Annotated in this window: 20 protein-coding genes and 2 other annotated features; of the genes, 17 read left to right on the forward strand and 3 right to left on the reverse strand. The window is 47.7% G+C overall.

All coding sequences use genetic code 11. The features are described 5' to 3' along the window. The first annotated feature begins 1 nt into the window (after position 1). The 7 genes from BLV50_RS12950 to BLV50_RS12980 all read left to right on the forward strand — a co-directional run bounded on the left by BLV50_RS12950 (position 2) and on the right by BLV50_RS12980 (position 5,925). A complete protein-coding gene (locus BLV50_RS12950; protein ID WP_053783520.1) occupies positions 2–178 on the forward strand; it encodes an H-type small acid-soluble spore protein in 177 nt (58 codons plus the stop codon). Between the two features lie 193 nt (positions 179–371). Then, positions 372–854, forward strand: coding sequence for a tRNA (adenosine(37)-N6)-threonylcarbamoyltransferase complex ATPase subunit type 1 TsaE (tsaE, locus tag BLV50_RS12955; protein WP_090808095.1), 483 nt, complete (start codon positions 372–374; stop codon positions 852–854). A gap of 2 nt (positions 855–856) precedes the next feature. Further along, positions 857–1,705 (forward strand): tRNA (adenosine(37)-N6)-threonylcarbamoyltransferase complex dimerization subunit type 1 TsaB, encoded by an 849-nt coding sequence (gene tsaB / locus BLV50_RS12960; protein WP_090808794.1) that lies wholly within the window; start codon positions 857–859, stop codon positions 1,703–1,705. Positions 1,706–1,722: 17 nt separating this feature from the next. Beyond that, entirely contained in the window at positions 1,723–2,244 is a 522-nt protein-coding gene (gene rimI / locus BLV50_RS12965) for a ribosomal protein S18-alanine N-acetyltransferase (RefSeq protein WP_063564485.1), read from the forward strand. Beyond that, positions 2,241–3,296, forward strand: coding sequence for a tRNA (adenosine(37)-N6)-threonylcarbamoyltransferase complex transferase subunit TsaD (gene tsaD / locus BLV50_RS12970; protein ID WP_063564484.1), 1,056 nt, complete (start codon positions 2,241–2,243; stop codon positions 3,294–3,296). The genes rimI and tsaD overlap by 4 nt, the downstream gene beginning before the upstream one ends. 88 nt (positions 3,297–3,384) lie before the next feature. Next, positions 3,385–3,742, forward strand: a binding site (T-box leader). 66 nt (positions 3,743–3,808) lie between these two features. After that, positions 3,809–4,155: a binding site (T-box leader), on the forward strand. 5 nt (positions 4,156–4,160) lie between these two features. Further along, positions 4,161–4,385, forward strand: coding sequence for a hypothetical protein (locus BLV50_RS33090; RefSeq protein ID WP_218135394.1), 225 nt, complete (start codon positions 4,161–4,163; stop codon positions 4,383–4,385). Further along, positions 4,369–5,925, forward strand: coding sequence for a 2-isopropylmalate synthase (locus BLV50_RS12980; RefSeq protein ID WP_079695244.1), 1,557 nt, complete (start codon positions 4,369–4,371; stop codon positions 5,923–5,925). Before BLV50_RS33090 ends, BLV50_RS12980 begins: the two co-directional genes overlap by 17 nt. A gap of 524 nt (positions 5,926–6,449) precedes the next feature. Here the strand turns inward: BLV50_RS12980 and BLV50_RS12985 are convergent. Next, complete coding sequence (locus tag BLV50_RS12985; protein ID WP_090808100.1) at positions 6,450–8,408, reverse strand: ABC-F family ATP-binding cassette domain-containing protein; 1,959 nt, start codon at positions 8,406–8,408, stop codon at positions 6,450–6,452. 278 nt (positions 8,409–8,686) lie between these two features. Between BLV50_RS12985 and BLV50_RS12990 the strand changes: the two genes are divergently transcribed. From BLV50_RS12990 to BLV50_RS13030, 10 genes are all read left to right on the forward strand, one after another. Continuing rightward, positions 8,687–9,325 carry a 5-formyltetrahydrofolate cyclo-ligase gene (locus BLV50_RS12990; RefSeq protein WP_063564480.1) on the forward strand — a complete coding sequence of 213 codons (639 nt, stop codon included), beginning with the start codon at positions 8,687–8,689 and terminating at the stop codon, positions 9,323–9,325. Positions 9,326–9,340: 15 nt separating this feature from the next. Then, the gene (gene moaC / locus BLV50_RS12995) at positions 9,341–9,844 is read left to right on the forward strand and encodes a cyclic pyranopterin monophosphate synthase MoaC (protein ID WP_072734325.1); all 504 of its coding nucleotides are present in this window, start codon (positions 9,341–9,343) and stop codon (positions 9,842–9,844) included. A 37-nt stretch (positions 9,845–9,881) separates the two neighbouring features. Next, positions 9,882–10,367 carry a MogA/MoaB family molybdenum cofactor biosynthesis protein gene (locus BLV50_RS13000; protein ID WP_024630749.1) on the forward strand — a complete coding sequence of 162 codons (486 nt, stop codon included), beginning with the start codon at positions 9,882–9,884 and terminating at the stop codon, positions 10,365–10,367. A gap of 202 nt (positions 10,368–10,569) precedes the next feature. Continuing rightward, the gene (gene tatA / locus BLV50_RS13005) at positions 10,570–10,818 is read left to right on the forward strand and encodes a twin-arginine translocase TatA/TatE family subunit (protein ID WP_063564479.1); all 249 of its coding nucleotides are present in this window, start codon (positions 10,570–10,572) and stop codon (positions 10,816–10,818) included. Positions 10,819–10,896: 78 nt separating this feature from the next. Continuing rightward, complete coding sequence (gene tatC, locus BLV50_RS13010) at positions 10,897–11,679, forward strand: twin-arginine translocase subunit TatC (protein ID WP_063564478.1); 783 nt, start codon at positions 10,897–10,899, stop codon at positions 11,677–11,679. A gap of 23 nt (positions 11,680–11,702) precedes the next feature. Further along, complete coding sequence (locus tag BLV50_RS33095) at positions 11,703–11,900, forward strand: hypothetical protein (protein ID WP_161490575.1); 198 nt, start codon at positions 11,703–11,705, stop codon at positions 11,898–11,900. A 228-nt stretch (positions 11,901–12,128) separates the two neighbouring features. Then, positions 12,129–12,410 carry a co-chaperone GroES gene (groES, locus tag BLV50_RS13015; protein WP_024630746.1) on the forward strand — a complete coding sequence of 94 codons (282 nt, stop codon included), beginning with the start codon at positions 12,129–12,131 and terminating at the stop codon, positions 12,408–12,410. 74 nt (positions 12,411–12,484) lie between these two features. Further along, positions 12,485–14,116: a chaperonin GroEL gene (groL, locus tag BLV50_RS13020; RefSeq protein WP_079695247.1), complete on the forward strand. Its 1,632-nt coding sequence runs from the start codon at positions 12,485–12,487 to the stop codon at positions 14,114–14,116. Between the two features lie 91 nt (positions 14,117–14,207). After that, positions 14,208–14,444, forward strand: coding sequence for a hypothetical protein (locus BLV50_RS13025; protein WP_090808102.1), 237 nt, complete (start codon positions 14,208–14,210; stop codon positions 14,442–14,444). A 199-nt stretch (positions 14,445–14,643) separates the two neighbouring features. Next, a complete protein-coding gene (locus BLV50_RS13030) occupies positions 14,644–15,696 on the forward strand; it encodes a flavin-containing monooxygenase (protein WP_063564475.1) in 1,053 nt (350 codons plus the stop codon). Between the two features lie 119 nt (positions 15,697–15,815). Here the strand turns inward: BLV50_RS13030 and BLV50_RS13035 are convergent, their stop codons facing one another. Together BLV50_RS13035 and BLV50_RS13040 are read right to left on the reverse strand one after the other, a co-directional pair. Further along, positions 15,816–16,331: a hypothetical protein gene (locus BLV50_RS13035; RefSeq protein WP_143038120.1), complete on the reverse strand. Its 516-nt coding sequence runs from the start codon at positions 16,329–16,331 to the stop codon at positions 15,816–15,818. Positions 16,332–16,705: 374 nt separating this feature from the next. Beyond that, positions 16,706–16,969, reverse strand: coding sequence for a DUF2642 domain-containing protein (locus tag BLV50_RS13040; protein WP_064640066.1), 264 nt, complete (start codon positions 16,967–16,969; stop codon positions 16,706–16,708). Positions 16,970–17,057: the final 88 nt, after the last annotated feature.

Consider the following 17,057-nt stretch of genomic DNA (forward strand, 5'->3'; position numbering starts at 1 on the left):
GTTGGATGTGAAACGCGCGAAAGCCATTTATGATTCCAAAGATACGATTGCAGTTACATTGGAAGGAGATCCGGTCTGGATCGAAAATGTGGATGAAGCTAATGGCATGGCAACGGTGCAGGTGGGCAGCAGACCGGGGAATACCCAGACGGTACGTGTAGACCGTTTGGAAGAGTAAAAGGCAAAGTGCTGGTGAAGGATGTCTAGGAAGGCCGGTGCCGTCAGGTACCGGTTTATTTGTCGTTCGTGTGAATGGTGGCCTGTCTTCCGTACTGCTTCTGATCCTTCGATGTTGCGGGGGGAGAATGGGACCGATATAATAAAGTTCAAAGTGAACTCAGGCGGCTTGACCGCCAAAGGTGGGGCGTATATTGAATCAGACGCATGAGCAGTGGGTGTATCACTCCCATGGCATTACAGATACAGAAGTACTCGCGTCCGCACTCGCTGAACAGGCAACCGCCGGCATGGTGATTGCATTGGACGGTGATCTGGGCGCGGGCAAAACGGCATTTTCACAAAAGTTTGCCTGGCATTTGGGTGTACGTGATGTGGTCAACAGCCCCACGTTTACACTGATCAAGGAATACGAAGGGCGTCTGCCCTTATATCACATGGACGTGTATCGCATATCGCTGGAAGAAGCGGACGAGCTTGGACTGGATGAGTATTTCTATGGAACCGGAGTCAGTCTGGTTGAATGGTCCAGCATCATTCCCGAATTACTGCCGCAGGAACACTTGCATGTGCGGATCGAGACGACGGGTCCAGAGGATCGAACGATTACGCTGGATGGGTATGGCGAGACTTATGCTGCCATGTGCCGACAGTTCAGACAGAATGGAGTTAAATGATGATGGAAGATTTACAAAAACAGCCGCGCCAGCGGTTTTTGGCGTTGGATACATCGACTGCGGTGATGGCAGCCTCAGTTATGGAAGGCCACGCCCTTCTGGAAGAACGGAATGAACGGGCAGAACGCAACCATTCGGTACACGTCGTGCCTGTAATGGAGCAGCTGCTGGAAGTTAGCAGCACGCAGCCGGGACAGCTGGACGGCATTGCCGTGGGCATTGGCCCGGGCTCGTACACGGGCATCCGCATTGCGGTGACCGCGGCGAAAACGTTAGCCTGGGCGTGGGACATCCCGGTTGTCGGGGTGTCCAGCCTTCAGGCTATGGCCTGGGGCGGCTGGCACAGTGGCCTCGCCGCCAAGGCCGAAGCTGCGGCAGAGGATGCCGCAGCAGGGGCTGGCGGAACGCCATCCGCGGACCAGGGCGGCACCGGTGCCGCCCCTGTCCACTGGATCGTTCCGCTTGTGGATGCAAGGCGCGGTCAAGCCTATACCGCGCTGTTTGCCTCCGCCGGGAGCGCTGCGCCCCGGCGGCTGGCGCCAGATGCCATCCGTATGGTGGACGGATGGCTGGAAGCCCTCGCCGCCCGCATGGCGGAAGCGGCGCCGGAAGAGCGGCCCGCTGCCGTCTGGATTGTCGGCGAGACGGGCCCGCATGTGGCACAAGCGGCTGAGCTTCGCTGCCCCGCAGGAACGGCGCTCCAGCTTGTACCCTATGAGCTGGAGGGCCGCTGGGTTGGGCGCTTAGGCGCCGAGGCGCTGCTTGCAGGTCAGCGAGATGACGTGCATGCGCTCGTGCCTAATTACACTCAGCTGGCTGAAGCGGAAGCCAACCTGCTACGCAAAGGCTAAAGGGGGAGGGGAAGCAGATGGACAACGTGGAGAATGATGAGCAGGAAGCAACGCTTCAGTTCAGGTTCATGACTCTGGATGATATTCCCGATGTCATGATTATTGAACATGAAGCCTTTACCCTGCCCTGGACGGAAGAAGCATTTCAAAATGAATTGACACACAATCATTTTGCTAAATATATGGTCATGGAATTGGAAGGTACAGCGATCGGCTATGCCGGCATGTGGACAATCATGGATGAAGCCCACATTACCAATATTGCAGTCCGGGAAGCTTATCGTGGGCGCAAGCTCGGTGAGAAGCTTCTGGACGAATTGATGAAAACGGCGGCTTATCTCGGGATGGAACGAATGACGCTGGAAGTCAGGGTTTCGAATCGGATTGCCCAGAGCTTGTATCAGAAAAAAGGGTTTGAATCGGCTGGTCTTCGCAAAGGGTATTACTCCGACAATGGGGAAGATGCGATGATTATGTGGGCGAATTTGCCGCCTGCGAGCCGGAGCGGCGAAGAGGAAGGAAGCGTAACGGATTCATGAAGGATTTCAATGAAAAGGTAAGTTCAGCACCATCTTATATATTGGCCGTGGAGACAAGCTGTGATGAAACATCCGTAGCGGTAGTCAAGGATGGACGGGAAGTGCTGTCCAATCTGATCTCCAGTCAGATCGAGACACATAAGGCATTTGGCGGAGTTGTACCTGAAGTGGCTTCGCGTAAACACGTTGAAGTCATTACACTGATGTTGGAACAGGCTATTGAACAATCTGGCATCCGTCCGCGTGATCTGAGTGCAATCGCCGTGACGCAAGGGCCTGGACTGGTTGGTGCATTGCTGGTCGGTATCGTCGCGGCGAAAACCATGGCCATGGCACTTGGCAAACCACTCATTGGCACACATCATATTGCGGGACATATCTATGCCAACAGACTTACCCATGAGCTGCAATATCCAGCGATGGCACTGGTGGTTTCAGGTGGTCATACCGAGCTTGTGCATATGGAATCCGAAGGCAAGTTCAAACTGATCGGCCGTACGCGTGACGATGCTGTAGGCGAGGCTTATGACAAAGTAGCGCGTGCACTGGGTTGTCCCTATCCGGGAGGACCACATGTGGACCGGATGGCTGCTGAAGCAGAGCAGGCGGTACCTTTGCCACGTGTCTGGCTGGAAGCAGATTCGTATGATTTCAGCCTAAGTGGTCTGAAGTCTGCTGTGTTGAATGTGCTGAATCAAGCCAAAATGCGCGGAGAAACGCTTGAACCATCGGCTGTGGCACGGGGCTTCCAGGAAGCTGTCGTCGAAGTGCTGGTAGAAAAAGCAGTAAGGGCTGTCCGTGAGTATGGATCACGTCAATTGCTGTTATGCGGTGGCGTTGCGGCAAACCGGGGATTGCGTTCAGCCTTGCAGGAGCGTTGTGCGAAGGAAGGGCTCGAATTGCTGATCCCGCCGATGGAATATTGCACCGACAATGCAGCGATGATTGGAGCTGCAGCGTATTTGAAATGGCAGCGGGGAGAAATCTCGGAATTCGATGCCAAAGCTGATCCTGGACTTTCACTTGAGGCATGGTCTGTACAATCGCTATAAAATGATTCATGCATATGAAGACTTGACAGCCTCAAGTGAAGAATGTATATTAATTACAAATTAAAACAGGAATTATGATTCCTGAACTAAAAACGCAATGAACAGGAACAGTAGGGTATTTCCCGGTCTTAGAGAGCTGCGGGGTGGTGCAACGCAGTCGAAGGAAACCTGAAACTCACCTGGAAGCGGAACGATGGAACACGGTAACTCCTCGGGAGAAGCCGAAGGCCGATGATGGCCCAAAGTACATGGTTACGGGTTGCCTCCGTGAATGGGCCGTTGTTGATGGAATCCGGATGACATATCGGTAGAAGATCAACAATAACTGAGGGGGCTTTTGTCACTTTGGGCAATGATAACGGTATGGACGCATACAGGATCAGCTCGAAGGAAATGAAAGTCAACAAGAGTGGTACCGCGAAGGTGAACAGCCTGTCGTCTCTTGCATTATTGCAGGAGATGGCAGGCTTTTTTGATTTTCAAAATGGTGATTAAATTCATGGTCACATATCATAAATGTAATGAACGGGAGCAGTAAAACGATAAAGCGCACAGAGAGCTGCGGGGTGGTGCAACGCAGTGGCTGGAATCGTTTGAATCTCGCCCGGGAACGGAGCTGTGGAAACAGATGAGGCGATGTCTCATCCCTTGTCTTTGTAACCAAAGGACATCGTGGTACACAGCAACGGCTAACCTCCGTTATAGGGTGTTTCTCCGGCTGGATCGGTTGTTATTGTTGCGTGTACGCAACTGCAATGGATCTAGGCCGGAGACGACGAGGTGGATGGTGCCTGGCGCAAGCCTGGACCATCAAGCAAGAGTGGTACCGCGGAGGGGATAATAACCCGCCGTCTCTTAGATGAGATGGCGGGTTATTTGTGTTTGCTGCCGGCAGCAGGGTGGGCGATGGGAATCCATAATCATGGTTTAGAAAGAAATAAGACTGGCGTGCAAGTCGACGTGCACGCCAGCATGGAGTGCAAAATGAATAAACATAGAAAACGGGAAATGAACGCCTCGTTCCGATCCCAAAAATCCAATATACATTCAAATTTGATGGAGGTTGATGAATATGACAACGAACAATAACAAACGGATGATTGAGATTTTTGATACAACACTGCGCGATGGAGAACAAGCACCGGGAGCGAGTCTGCAACCTGAACAAAAAATTGAACTGGCACATCAATTGGCTTCTCTGGGCATTGACGTCATCGAGCCTGGATTCCCGATCTCAAGTCCAGGTGAGTTCGCGGCGGTTCAGGCGATTTCCAGACAACTGCAAAACGTGGAGATTTGCGGATTTGCGCGTGCGGTCAAAGGGGATATTGATGCAGCCGTTCGAGCAACGGCTGACGCAGCGCGCCGCCGGATTCACTTGTTTATTTCCTCTTCGGACATTCATATTGAGCATCAACTGCGCCGTCCGCGCAGCGAAGTCGTAGCTACCGCCCGGGAGATGGTCTCCTATGCACGTCAGTTCACGGATATTGTGGAATTCACTGCCATGGATGCGGCTCGCACGAAGATGGATGATTTGATCGAGATGGTCGAAGTAGCCATTGAAGCGGGAGCAAGTATTATCAATTTGCCAGATACGGTTGGGTACGCACTGCCACATGAATATGGAGAGATGTTCCGTCAGGTACGTGAGGGCGCAAGAGGCGGAGATAAGGTTCGATACAGCGCTCACTGTCATAATGATTTGGGCCTTGCGGTTGCCAACAGTCTGGCTGCGATTGCCAACGGTGCTTCCCAGATCGAAGTAACCATCAACGGTGTGGGCGAACGGACGGGTAACTGTGCATTGGAGGAGCTGATTATGGCTCTGGAGACGCGGGGAGATGTTATTGGCGCAACGACAAATATCAAACTGAACCAGATGTATGAGACATCCCGTCAGATTAGCCGTGCGATGCATTTCCCAATTGCATACAACAAACCGGTGGTAGGGCGCAATGCCTTCCAGCATGAGTCTGGTATTCATCAGGATGGTCTGCTTAAGAATCGGAGTACGTATGAGATTATGGATCCGGAAGCGCTGGGCATTCCACGCAGTATGATTATTCTGGGCAAACATTCCGGGCGTCACGCTTTGAAGGATCGGGTTCGCAAATATGGCTTTGAACCGGATGAGCAGCAGATGGAACAACTGTATGAGATTTTTAAAGAAACCGCCGATCAACAGAAGGTGGTCAGCGATGACCAGTTATTGCAGATGGTGAGTCAGACCATGAATATTCCTGCACAGGATTATGAACTGGTTGAATTGCAGGTTACGGCGGGCAGCATGACGGATCGAATGGCAGCAGTTCGTATTCGCACGAGCGCAGGGGAGCAATCCTATTCTGCGGTTGGCGGTGGTCCGGTAGATGCAACGATTCGTGCGATTGGTCAAAGTATCTCGGACGACATTACGTTTGTCGATATGGAAATGCACGCACTGAGTGGAGGAGAAGCTGCGAGTGCAGAAGCTGCGGTTACCGTGGAGCGTGCAGGACGTGAATTCAGAGGAACTGCCACGCACAATGATATTGTCATGGCAGCGGGTCTGGCGTATGTTGCAGCTTGTAATGCGGCCGGACTGAAGGCGGAGTCTTCCGAAAGTGATGAATCAGTGCACGCGTAATAGTACTCCAGTAAATCACATAACTTTATGTCAAAAATAAACCAGAGGCAGGCCTTAAATACAGAGGTCTGCTTTTGTCCTTTTATAGGAGAAAAATTTGAAAGAACGAATGTGTTTGTCAAGGTGTGATTATAGTTATCCACATATTCAGTGTAAATTGTGGGTAACTATCTCAAAGTCAAACCAGTAATGTTTTCGAAAATAAAAGGCTTTAGGGGATAAAATGGTCGAGTTATATTCACAAAGTTGTGGATAATGTGGATAACTCGGTGGATAAATATGGTTTTTGTGCAAAAAAAGCTATTCTACCGCCGTATAATTAAATGAATTGAATTGCTTGCTATCTTGCTTTCTTGTGGATAAATTAGAGGATTTACAACGTAAAAATATTTTACTTGATTCGAGTGGATTTGACAAATAGGGAATCATCCTACTCAAATCTGTCTCGCTTTATGCTCAAAAAAAAGCCAATCCCGTAAGGAATCAGCTTTTGATATAAAATCCAGTCTATTTTGTTTTTTTTCTTATTCCAAAGCTAATTCTTCCCACTCTTCATAAGCCTTGGCAAGTTGAAGCTTGTGATCTTCCGCTTTCTCCTGAAGCTCTTGCAGCTTCATGTAGTCCTGATATATTTCAGGCAGAGCCATCTGAGCCTCAAGCTCTGTAATCTCCGTTTCCAGCTTCGCAATCTGTTGTTCCAGAGCTTCCTGCTTGCGTTGCCGGTTACGTTCTTCGCGCTTGGCCTGCTTGTCCGCTTCGAATGAGGCGGCACCGGATTTTTCGGTTGCGGATAGACCTGGATCAGATTTGGCTGAGTTTTTGTTAGAGGCCTGGCGTGCTTCAGCAGCTTCGCGCGCAATATCTTCAAGCTCCTGTTTCTTCTCTACATAATCATCATAATTGCCGAGGTAATGCTCTGTTCCGCCGGGATGCAGCTCGACAATACGTTCAGCCATTTTATTGAGGAAATACCGGTCATGCGAGATGAACAGCAATGTGCCCTCATAGTCCATCAGCGCCGCTTCAAGCACTTCTTTGGCGAACAGGTCGAGATGGTTCGTAGGCTCATCCAGAATGAGCATATTGGCTTCCTTGAGCATGAGCTTGGAGAGGGAGACACGAGCTTTTTCTCCACCGCTAAGAGATGAGATCTTTTTGAGTACATCATCTCCACTGAACAGGAAGTTGCCTAGCACCGTACGAATCCGTGATTCTTCCATGCCTGGATATGCGCTCCACAGTTCTTCCAATACGGTATTGGAAGGATTAAGTCCCGTCTGCTCCTGATCATAATAGCCAATCTGCACCTTGGTACCCCATTGGATCTCACCGCTTACAGGACGCAAACTTCCGGTGAGGCATTTGAGCAAGGTAGATTTTCCGATACCGTTCGGACCGATCAAAGCAACCGTTTCCCCGCGTCTTAGATCAAAAGATACATTGCGGAATAACGGCGAAGCCTCATCGTAGGCAACGGAAAGCTGATCCACACGGAGCACTTCCTTGCCGGACATCACAGCCGGTTCGAACGAGAAATGAGCTTTCTTCAAATCTCCCATCGGTTTTTCGAGTCGATCCATCTTGTCGAGTGCCTTGCGGCGGCTCTGTGCCCGTTTGGTTGTTGAAGCACGGACGATATTCTTCTGAACAAACTCCTCCATCTTGGAGATTTCATCCTGTTGTTTCTCGTATTGCTTCATCTGGCTTTCGTACTCGGCAGCTTTCAGTTCCATGTACCGGCTGTAATTGCCCGTATATTTTTTGGAGCGGTGCCGTTCGATCTCCACGATGTTCGTTACAAGCCGATCAAGGAAATACCGGTCATGAGATACAACCAGCAGGGCGCCAGAATAACCTCTCAGGTAATCTTCGAGCCACGTCAGGGTGGCGATATCGAGATAGTTGGTAGGCTCGTCCAGCATTAGCAGGTCAGGGGCCTGAAGCAAAATGCGAGCAAGCGCAAGACGTGTCTTTTGCCCGCCGCTCAGTGTGGCAATCTGGGTATCTGGTGAGAATTCACCGAAGCCCATCCCGTGCAGTACACTGCGAATGCGGGTTTCCATTTCATAACCGCCATGATCCTTGAACCAGTCCGAGCGTTTCGCATAACGCTCAAGCAGATCGGCATACTTTTTTTCATCTTCCATTTGCGCGGGATCAGCAATATCCTGTTCCATCTGACGCAAATCTGCTTCCGCCTGAGTCAGGTGGCCGAATACGTTCATCATTTCTTCCCATATGGAGCGATCGGATTGCAGTCCGCTGTTCTGAGCGAGGTAACCAAGCGTTGTTTCCTTGGATTTGAAAATTTGTCCACCATCGTAGGACATTTCTCCAGCCACAATTTTGAGTAAAGTGGATTTCCCTGCGCCGTTAACACCAACGAGTCCGATGCGCTCGCGTTCTAATATTTGTAAGTTCACGCCGTCCAGGATTGGATCGACACCAAAACGTTTGATAATTCCGGATACTTGCAGCAGCATAAAATTAAGTTCCTCCATAGGTCCAGTTCTTGATATGACAACTATATCCCAGTTTACATGAAATACAGAGCAAATGCACCGATTAGGAATGCTTGGGGCGTGTAGTCTTTTTGGTCAATCAATGATAAACTGAAAGAAGGCATGTTAATACATGAGGATTTTGCAGAAAATGAATCATTTTAACGATTCCAACACGATGACAACTGGTGCATAACATATAAATGGTTTTAATTGAGAGCTAGTTTACCTTCCCGATCAACAGGAGGTTATTCAAGGACATGCAGGATCATACGGAACAGAAAATCCGTCTTCGTTCCAAGCTGAGACAGAGCCGGGATCTGATGGATGAAAGCATGCGTCAGCAGGCGATGAGTGAGATTAATGATGTGACGAAACGGGAGCTGGAGCGCCTTAGACGGGACAAATGGAAGCTGGGGAACAAGCGGCTTATGATTTTCAGCTATTTGTCTTATGGAAGCGAAGCATCTACAGCTTTTTTATTTGAAGAAGGCTGGAAGCATGGAGATCAGATGCTCGCGCCGAAAGTGCTGACGAATCCGGCTCGCATGGAATTGCGACGTGTCATGGGTGAACAGGATATTCAGCCGGGAATATGGGGGATACCTGAACCCAAGGATTCCTCTGAAGTGCTGCAACCTGAAAGCTGGCCGGATATTGATCTTATCATCGTACCGGGGCTGGGATATGACCTTCATGGAGGGCGCATTGGTTATGGCGGCGGTTATTATGATCGTTTTGCAGAGACACTTGCAGCGAAATGTGCGATGACGGACAAAAGGCCACGGATGGCTGCATTGGTATTGCCAGGCCAGCTACAGGATGAAATTCCGATGGACCCACTTGATCTGCGAATTGATCTGTTGATAACAACCGAAGGTATATTACATATCGTATAAAGGGTTGTGATGTGATTGAATTCAGAAACGAATAACGACCAGGCTTCCGGCAATAAACTGACTCATTTTAATGAACAGGGACGAGCTCGGATGGTTGATATTTCGGGTAAGGAAAGTACCGTGCGTACAGCTGTTGCGGTATCCAAAGTGACGATGAGTCCGGCTACGCTTGAAGCGATTCGGGAGGGCCGAATCGGCAAAGGTGACGTTCTGGCTGTGGCTCAAATTGCGGGCATTCAGGGCGCCAAGAAAACGTCGGACTGGATTCCGATGTGCCATCCATTGGCATTGACGGGTGTGGATATTCGTTTTCATGACAACGGTGTCGATGAATTGCAGATTGAAGTTACGGTCAAAACCGAAGGAAAGACAGGTGTCGAGATGGAGGCGCTCACGGCGGCGTCGGCTGCGGCACTGACGATCTATGACATGTGTAAAGCCATGCAAAAAGATATGATTATCGGTCCAACCATGCTTAATTCCAAGAGTGGTGGCAAAAACGGCGATTTCAGCCGATAAGGGACATTTATTTTCATAGAGGAGAAGGGTGATCTTTATGGTGTGGAGAACAGCAATCCTGACAGCCAGCGACAAAGGGGCCCGCGGGGAACGTGAGGATACGAGTGCCCAAGTGATCCGGGAACTTGTGGAAGAAGAACTGGGTGGGGAAATCGTGGAGTACCGCATCGTTCCGGATGAACCCGATGAGATTATTGCGGCTTTGATTGAAATGACAGATTATTTTCACGCTGATTTGGTATTGACCACTGGGGGAACGGAGCTTGCGATTCGTGATATTACTCCAGAAGCGACCCGGCGGGTTATTGAACGGGAAGTTCCAGGCATGGCTGAAGCCATGAGATACAGTGTTATGGGCAAGAATCGTTCTGCCATGCTGTTCCGAGGCGTATGCGGCATTCGCGGACGTACATTGATTGTCAACCTGCCAGGTACACCGAAGGGTGTGCATGAGCATTTGGCGGCCATTATGGACCAGCTTCCGGAAGCATTGTTAATGGTTACGGGTCAGTTCAAGCAATAAGGGTGAAACAGCTATAGTAGCAGGTGTGAATTAAGCAGGAAAAATGATTGGATGTCGGGGTCTCTTTTGTGAATAATGTGGGTTATGTAAGTGGTTACATCTATGGTATGATTGACATAATTCAAAATGAAGCAAAGACATCCATGACCTTATGGCCTAGCGTGTGCATCTTTGAAGCTTGAAACGAGGAGGAATAATATCAATGTTAAGTTCCATTGGACCAACAGGTTTTATTTTGCTGGCCGTTATCGCGTTGCTTTTGTTTGGACCCAACAAGCTTCCGGAATTGGGGCGGGCCGTCGGACGCACTTTCCGTGAATTCAAAGAAGGCGCACGTGAGATTATTGCGGATGATGATTCATCCAGTCGCAAGGAGCAGGAAAAGGCGAAGCCGCTGGCATCTGAAACTGCATCTGCAGACAAGCCTGAGGACAAACGCCTGCCGGAATAACTTTGACGGCAATTAAAGAGAAATCCCTTCCTGCCGGAAGGGTTTTGTATTTTAAGCTGGCAACAATGGGGGGCAGGCATGACGCAGCAGAAGGAAGAAATGACGCTTACAGAACATTTGAGTGAGCTGCGCAAGCGGTTGATTTATGTGTTGAGTATTTTTATTTTGGGGCTGGTGGCAGGCTTTCTGGTGGCGGACCCGGTGTATCAATATCTGACGAAGGCAGAGACCGCTCAGGGCTTTGTACTGCATGCATTCTCGTTCTGGGACGGGATTGGCATCTACATGAAGATTGCTGGTCTGTTCTCACTGGTCATCACGCTGCCGTTTACGGTGTTTCAGCTCTGGAAGTTTGTCAGTCCAGGTCTCAGGCCGCGTGAGCGAAAAGCCACGTTGAAGTATGTACCTTATGTATTTCTGTTATTTCTGATCGGGTTAGCTTTCTCCTATTACGTTGTTTTCCCGATGGCACTTTCTTTTACTTCATCGATTACGGAAAAAATGGGGCTTGTCGAGACTTACGGAATGAAGCAGTATTTCAGTTTTTTGTTTGGCATTGTACTGCCGGTATCCCTGTTGTTCGAACTTCCGTTAATCATTATGTTCCTGACAGGACTGCGCATATTGAATCCCATCCGGCTTCGCAAAATGCGCAGAGTCGCTTATTTTGTCCTGATTTTCATTGCGGTTGTGGTTACACCGCCTGACTTTATTTCCGATTTTCTTGTGATGATTCCTTTGCTCCTGTTATATGAGATCAGTGTGTTTCTGTCTGGCTTTGTGTATCGCAAACAGCTTGCAGCTGATGCAGAGGCTGAATCCCGTTACATCCGTGCCGAGGATAAGCAGAGCGCAGTATAACAAGAGAGATCCATCTGATTGTTATGACTATGATAATCTTGTATGGTGCCCATCCCGGGATAAGGAGACCAGTTCTTACCCGGGAACTAAAGGGAGACAAGCTTTTACGGTTATATATTCTGATGGACGGGACAGGCAGGCATATTATGTTCAACAATGGATACAATGGAAAAGGGCTGCCTGAGAACGATGCAGGAGGACTTACGGATTCTGTGGAATAAGTTAATGAGGTATTATGGCATTTACGCAGGCCAATCGGGAGTTTTTTGGCTGGGTTGGTGTAAATACAACGTAAAATCTCGCAGGAATTCATGAAAAGGACTTGAAATCATGCTTCAAGTTGAAGTATCATAAAGTTGGTTGTTAGCACTGAACACTGTCGAGTGCTAATACATATGGCTACAACCTACAATGTAACGTTATATAATTTCAAAAGGAGGCTATTTTTCATGATCAGACCTTTAGGTGAACGCGTATTGGTAGAACCACTGGAGCAAGAGCAAACAACTTCTTTCGGGATCGTACTGCCGGACTCCGCTAAAGAAAAACCGCAAGAGGGTAAAATTATTGCTGTTGGCGCAGGAGTATTGAAAGACGGAGTACGTGTAGCTCTGGAAGTGAAAGAAGGAGATCGCGTTATTTTCTCCAAATATGCCGGTACAGAAATCAAGTTCGAAGGTAAAGAATATTTGATTATGAAAGAAAGCGATATTCACGCGATTCTCGACTAATTCAAATTTTAATCGGTTAACCGAACCATATAGCAACACCATTTTACACAATATACTAGGGAGGTTTTCTTACCATGGCTAAAGACATTAAATTCAGTGAAGACGCTCGTCGTTCCATGCTTCGTGGTGTGGACGCATTGGCTAATGCAGTTAAAGTAACACTCGGTCCTAAAGGCCGTAACGTGGTTCTGGAGAAAAAATTCGGAAGCCCGCTCATCACGAATGACGGTGTAACGATTGCTAAAGAAATCGAACTGGAAGATGCATTCGAGAACATGGGTGCACAACTGGTTAAAGAAGTAGCAACCAAAACAAATGATGTTGCCGGTGACGGTACAACAACTGCAACTGTATTGGCTCAAGCGCTGATCACAGAAGGTTTGAAAAACGTAACTGCAGGCGCTAGCCCAATCGGTATCCGTAAAGGGATCGACAAAGCGGTTAAAGCTGCTGTAGCTGAACTGCAATCCATCTCCAAACCAGTTGAAACCAAACAATCCATCGCACAAGTTGCGGCGATCTCTGCAGCTGACGAAGAAGTAGGCGAACTGATCGCTGAAGCTATGGAAAAAGTGGGTAAAGACGGCGTTATCACTGTTGAAGAATCCCGTGGATTCGCTACAGAGCTGGAAGTGGTTGAAGGTATGCAATTCGACCGCGGTTACATCTCTCCATACATGATCACGGATACGGACAAAATGGAAGCTGTTTTGGACAACCCGTACATCCTGATCACAGACAAAAAAATCTCCAACACGCAAGAAATCTTGCCATTGCTTGAAAAAATCGTTCAACAAGGCAAACCGCTTGTATTGATCGCTGAAGATATCGAAGGCGAAGCACTGGCGATGCTGGTTGTGAACAAATTGCGTGGTACATTCAACGCTGTAGCTGTTAAAGCTCCAGGATTCGGTGACCGTCGTAAAGCAATGCTGCAAGATATCGCTGCCCTCACTGGTGGCCAATTGATCACGGAAGAACTGGGTCTAGACCTGAAATCCGCTGTTGTGGAACAACTGGGTACAGCTCGTCAGATCCGTGTAACGAAAGAAAACACAATCATCGTTGACGGTGCTGGTAACAAATCCGATATCGATGCACGTGTTAGCCAAATCCGTACACAACTGGAAGAAACAACTTCCGAGTTCGACAAAGAGAAACTGCAAGAGCGTCTGGCTAAATTGTCCGGCGGTGTAGCAGTAATCAAAGTTGGTGCGGCTACTGAAACAGAATTGAAAGAACGCAAACTTCGCATCGAAGATGCCCTGAACGCAACTCGCGCTGCGGTTGAAGAAGGTATCGTATCCGGTGGTGGTACAGCGCTCATGAACGTATACAACGCGGTTGCAGGCGTAGCCCTGTCCGGTGACGAGCAAACAGGCGTAAACATCGTCCTGCGCGCTTTGGAAGCACCAATCCGTACAATCGCAGCTAACGCTGGCGAAGAAGGTTCCGTAATCGTGGAACGTCTGAAAAAAGAACAAACTGGCGTAGGCTTCAACGCTGCGACTGGCGAGTGGGTTAATATGATCGAAGCGGGTATCGTTGACCCTGCCAAAGTAACACGTTATGCATTGCAAAACGCTGCTTCCGTAGCAGCAATGTTCCTGACTACTGAAGCGGTTATCGCTGACAAACCAGAACCTGCAGGCGCTGGTGGCGTTCCTGATATGGGCGGTATGGGTGGAATGGGCGGCATGATGTAATAAAGGTGTAAAAACCTTTTGTAATGCCGATAGATGAAGGCTCCCGAAAGGGAGCCTTTTTTCATTTACTAAGATCGAGGGAGGAAATCATTTGAGAAAGGGTACGAAGTGGACATTGTGGATTCTGGGCTTGATGCTCGCTGCAATTTTTATCAACTTCTATATGAATCTATATAGCCTTGCTTATGCGCTGATTACCGTGCTTTTACTTGTATTTATGGGGTGGGGGTTCTTAGCCAAGTTAAAGAACGACGTTCGACAGCATGAAGATCATCATAGAAGAGAGCATCAAACTGCGATTGATGACATCGATCAATACACCAGGTAAAACTAACCAGCATATCAGGAATAGCATTAAAGATACGTTACAAGCAAACTAGGATTAAATGAGTAAAGGCTCCCGTGAGGGAGTCTTTTTAATTTTGATTAGTATGATGATAGTCTCTACTATTGCTAAATAGACAGTAGTTAAGTAAAATAAACATATGAATAATTGCTCATATATTAATACATAAGCGATATTGGAGATGATACATATGTATGATGTATTAGTTATCGGGGCTGGGCAAGCAGGCTTGGCGGCAGGTTACTATCTTCAACAGTCGGGGTTAACCTTTTTAATCGTTGACGCTGTCTCATCTGTCGGGGAATCTTGGCGTAAACGGTACGACTCCTTGCGTCTTTTTACCCCACGAATGTATGACGGATTACCCGGAATGCCTCTTAGTGGAAATAAAAATAGCCTGCCAAGCAAGGATGAAATTGCAGATTATTTTGAAAACTATGCTAAACAAATGGAGCTTCCAATAAAGTTAAACTGTTCAATCTCTCGTCTCTCGAAACGAGATGAGATGTTCTATGCTGAAACCAATGATGGAATGATAGAAGCGCGCAATATTATCGTTGCGACGGGACCTTTCCAGACCAAGAATGTTCCTCATTTTGCGACATCATTATCCGAGAATGTAATTCAACTTCATTCATCAGAGTATAAAAACCGCTCTCAATTGCTTCCTGGAACAACAGTAGTCGTAGGCGGAGGGAATTCAGGCGCCCAAATTGCTGTAGAGTTAGCATCAGATGATAGACAAACCGTATACATATCCATAGCTCGAAATATAACATTTAGACCTTTGCATATCATGAAACGAAGTATATTCTGGTATTTCGAAAAGCTCGGAGTATTACGTGCAAGTGCAGATCGTATGGTCGGAAAATGGTTACGAAATCAGCCTGAGTACGTATATGGCTATGAGTTAAAAGAGTTGATCACTAAAGGGAAAGTTAACAAGCGTCCACGTGCTATAAATGCAATAGATAACCGCATCCTATATGAGGATGGGAGTGAGGCACCAATAGACAATATTATCTGGGCTACTGGGTTTAAACGAAATGATGATTGGATTGATATCGCTACTGCTTTTGATTCCCAAGGTGAAATTTTACACGAGAGAGGAGTATCACCGGTTGCTGGACTATATTTTGTAGGGCTGCCTTGGCAAACATCACGAGGTTCAGCACTGTTGGGATGGGTTAAATACGATGCTCAGAGAATCGTTAATCATGTGATTCAAAGGTAAGACACATCATTGAGTAACTCTCGCATTATGGAGGTGTTCATTATTACTGAACTATCCAAACAGTACATATCACACGTTAGGCCGTTCCTTCATGGAGCGGCCTCTTTACACATTGGGTCTTATTTCGCAACAGTTATTTCAAAAGTAGAGTGATCATGATCCTGTATGCTGAAGCGATATTCAAATCCATTTCGAACCTTCGCTCCATCAAAATTACTCTGACTTACATCGCGATCCAATATGCCGATATCCTGAATCACGTCTTGCGCATCATTATACGTGTACTCGTTATTGGTTGTCAGAATGAGTGTAGCGATAGCGGTCAAAAAGATTCCACCCGTTGGTTCGCTGACATCACCAGTCCCGTACAACCTGACTTCTTGCACTTTTTGATCTGAATTTAATGTACCAACCAATCGTAATTTATCATTGAATACATACTCGAAAGCGTCAGTGCCCTGCTCTGAAGAGTCTTTCATATCCAAGCGGGTAATACTCAAACCATTCAGTCGGTATTTGCCCATGGCGCCATTAAACTTGTTTTTGAATTCCTCTGTTGTAACAGCGCCAGATTCTTGTTTCTCCGTGTGGTCTGTCCCAGATAATTGCGGAGGATTTGAAGGTAAAGTCAACATGCCATACATTCCTATCGAAGCAATTGCAAAACATGCCGCCGTTAGCAAAACATGCTTTATCTGTATCCGGTTATGTTTTCGTATGGATAAGACCATCAAAACAATAAATACGAAGAAAGCCATAAAGCCTAGGATGAATAGTATTGTAAACAGATATTGCAAATTCTCACCTCGTAATGCATCGTTATTTCGTACTCTCATTATAATGTTCCTTCGAGAAACTTTAAACCTGTACTCGTCTCTTTAAAAAAATATGAACAGCGAAGGCGAGCGGACGAAAAAAGATGACCCCTGTGCAGTACAGGAATCATCTCTTAAGTGTGGTCTAATCCCCCTGTTAAGAGGCGTTCGGTTCGTTAGCCCTCAATCGGTATTTAGTCAGGCATAATCCAGACAATTTCGGCAATGCGCACGAAGAATTTTCTATTTCTTTCCTCTAGTACAACATGGTCATGTTTAACAGCGACCACACATCCATCCAGTCTACCGCGAGTCGTTTCCAGGATAACCACTTTTCCCACCAGGGACATTAGACTTTCGACTACGCAATGATCCACTGGATGAACGACAATGTTATGGGGCATATGGGGCACATAATGTGAGTTAGCCATTGGATGCATCATTTGATAATTATTCAAGAAAAAACCTCCCAAATCATTTATACGGCATCCTATGCGATTGCCCACGCGAACGACTGGGCGTTTGACCAAAGTATATACTTTTGGA

It is taken from the genome of Paenibacillus sp. 276b, assembly GCF_900107875.1.
In the GTDB taxonomy this organism is placed as follows: domain Bacteria; phylum Bacillota; class Bacilli; order Paenibacillales; family Paenibacillaceae; genus Paenibacillus; species Paenibacillus marchantiae.

Coding starts and splice junctions, on each gene's coding strand:
- BLV50_RS12980 (WP_079695244.1), top strand. CDS start 4,369: ATGACAACGAACAATAACAAACGGATGATTGAGATTTTTGATACAACA.
- tatA (WP_063564479.1), top strand. CDS start 10,570: ATGTTAAGTTCCATTGGACCAACAGGTTTTATTTTGCTGGCCGTTATC.
- BLV50_RS13030 (WP_063564475.1), top strand. CDS start 14,644: ATGATACATATGTATGATGTATTAGTTATCGGGGCTGGGCAAGCAGGC.
- tsaB (WP_090808794.1), top strand. CDS start 857: ATGGAAGATTTACAAAAACAGCCGCGCCAGCGGTTTTTGGCGTTGGAT.
- groES (WP_024630746.1), top strand. CDS start 12,129: ATGATCAGACCTTTAGGTGAACGCGTATTGGTAGAACCACTGGAGCAA.
- BLV50_RS33095 (WP_161490575.1), top strand. CDS start 11,703: ATGACTATGATAATCTTGTATGGTGCCCATCCCGGGATAAGGAGACCA.
- tatC (WP_063564478.1), top strand. CDS start 10,897: ATGACGCAGCAGAAGGAAGAAATGACGCTTACAGAACATTTGAGTGAG.
- BLV50_RS13035 (WP_143038120.1), bottom strand. CDS start 16,331: ATGTTGACTTTACCTTCAAATCCTCCGCAATTATCTGGGACAGACCAC.
- BLV50_RS33090 (WP_218135394.1), top strand. CDS start 4,161: ATGGCGGGTTATTTGTGTTTGCTGCCGGCAGCAGGGTGGGCGATGGGA.
- BLV50_RS12990 (WP_063564480.1), top strand. CDS start 8,687: ATGCAGGATCATACGGAACAGAAAATCCGTCTTCGTTCCAAGCTGAGA.
- groL (WP_079695247.1), top strand. CDS start 12,485: ATGGCTAAAGACATTAAATTCAGTGAAGACGCTCGTCGTTCCATGCTT.
- tsaD (WP_063564484.1), top strand. CDS start 2,241: ATGAAGGATTTCAATGAAAAGGTAAGTTCAGCACCATCTTATATATTG.
- BLV50_RS12985 (WP_090808100.1), bottom strand. CDS start 8,408: ATGCTGCTGCAAGTATCCGGAATTATCAAACGTTTTGGTGTCGATCCA.
- BLV50_RS13000 (WP_024630749.1), top strand. CDS start 9,882: ATGGTGTGGAGAACAGCAATCCTGACAGCCAGCGACAAAGGGGCCCGC.
- rimI (WP_063564485.1), top strand. CDS start 1,723: ATGGACAACGTGGAGAATGATGAGCAGGAAGCAACGCTTCAGTTCAGG.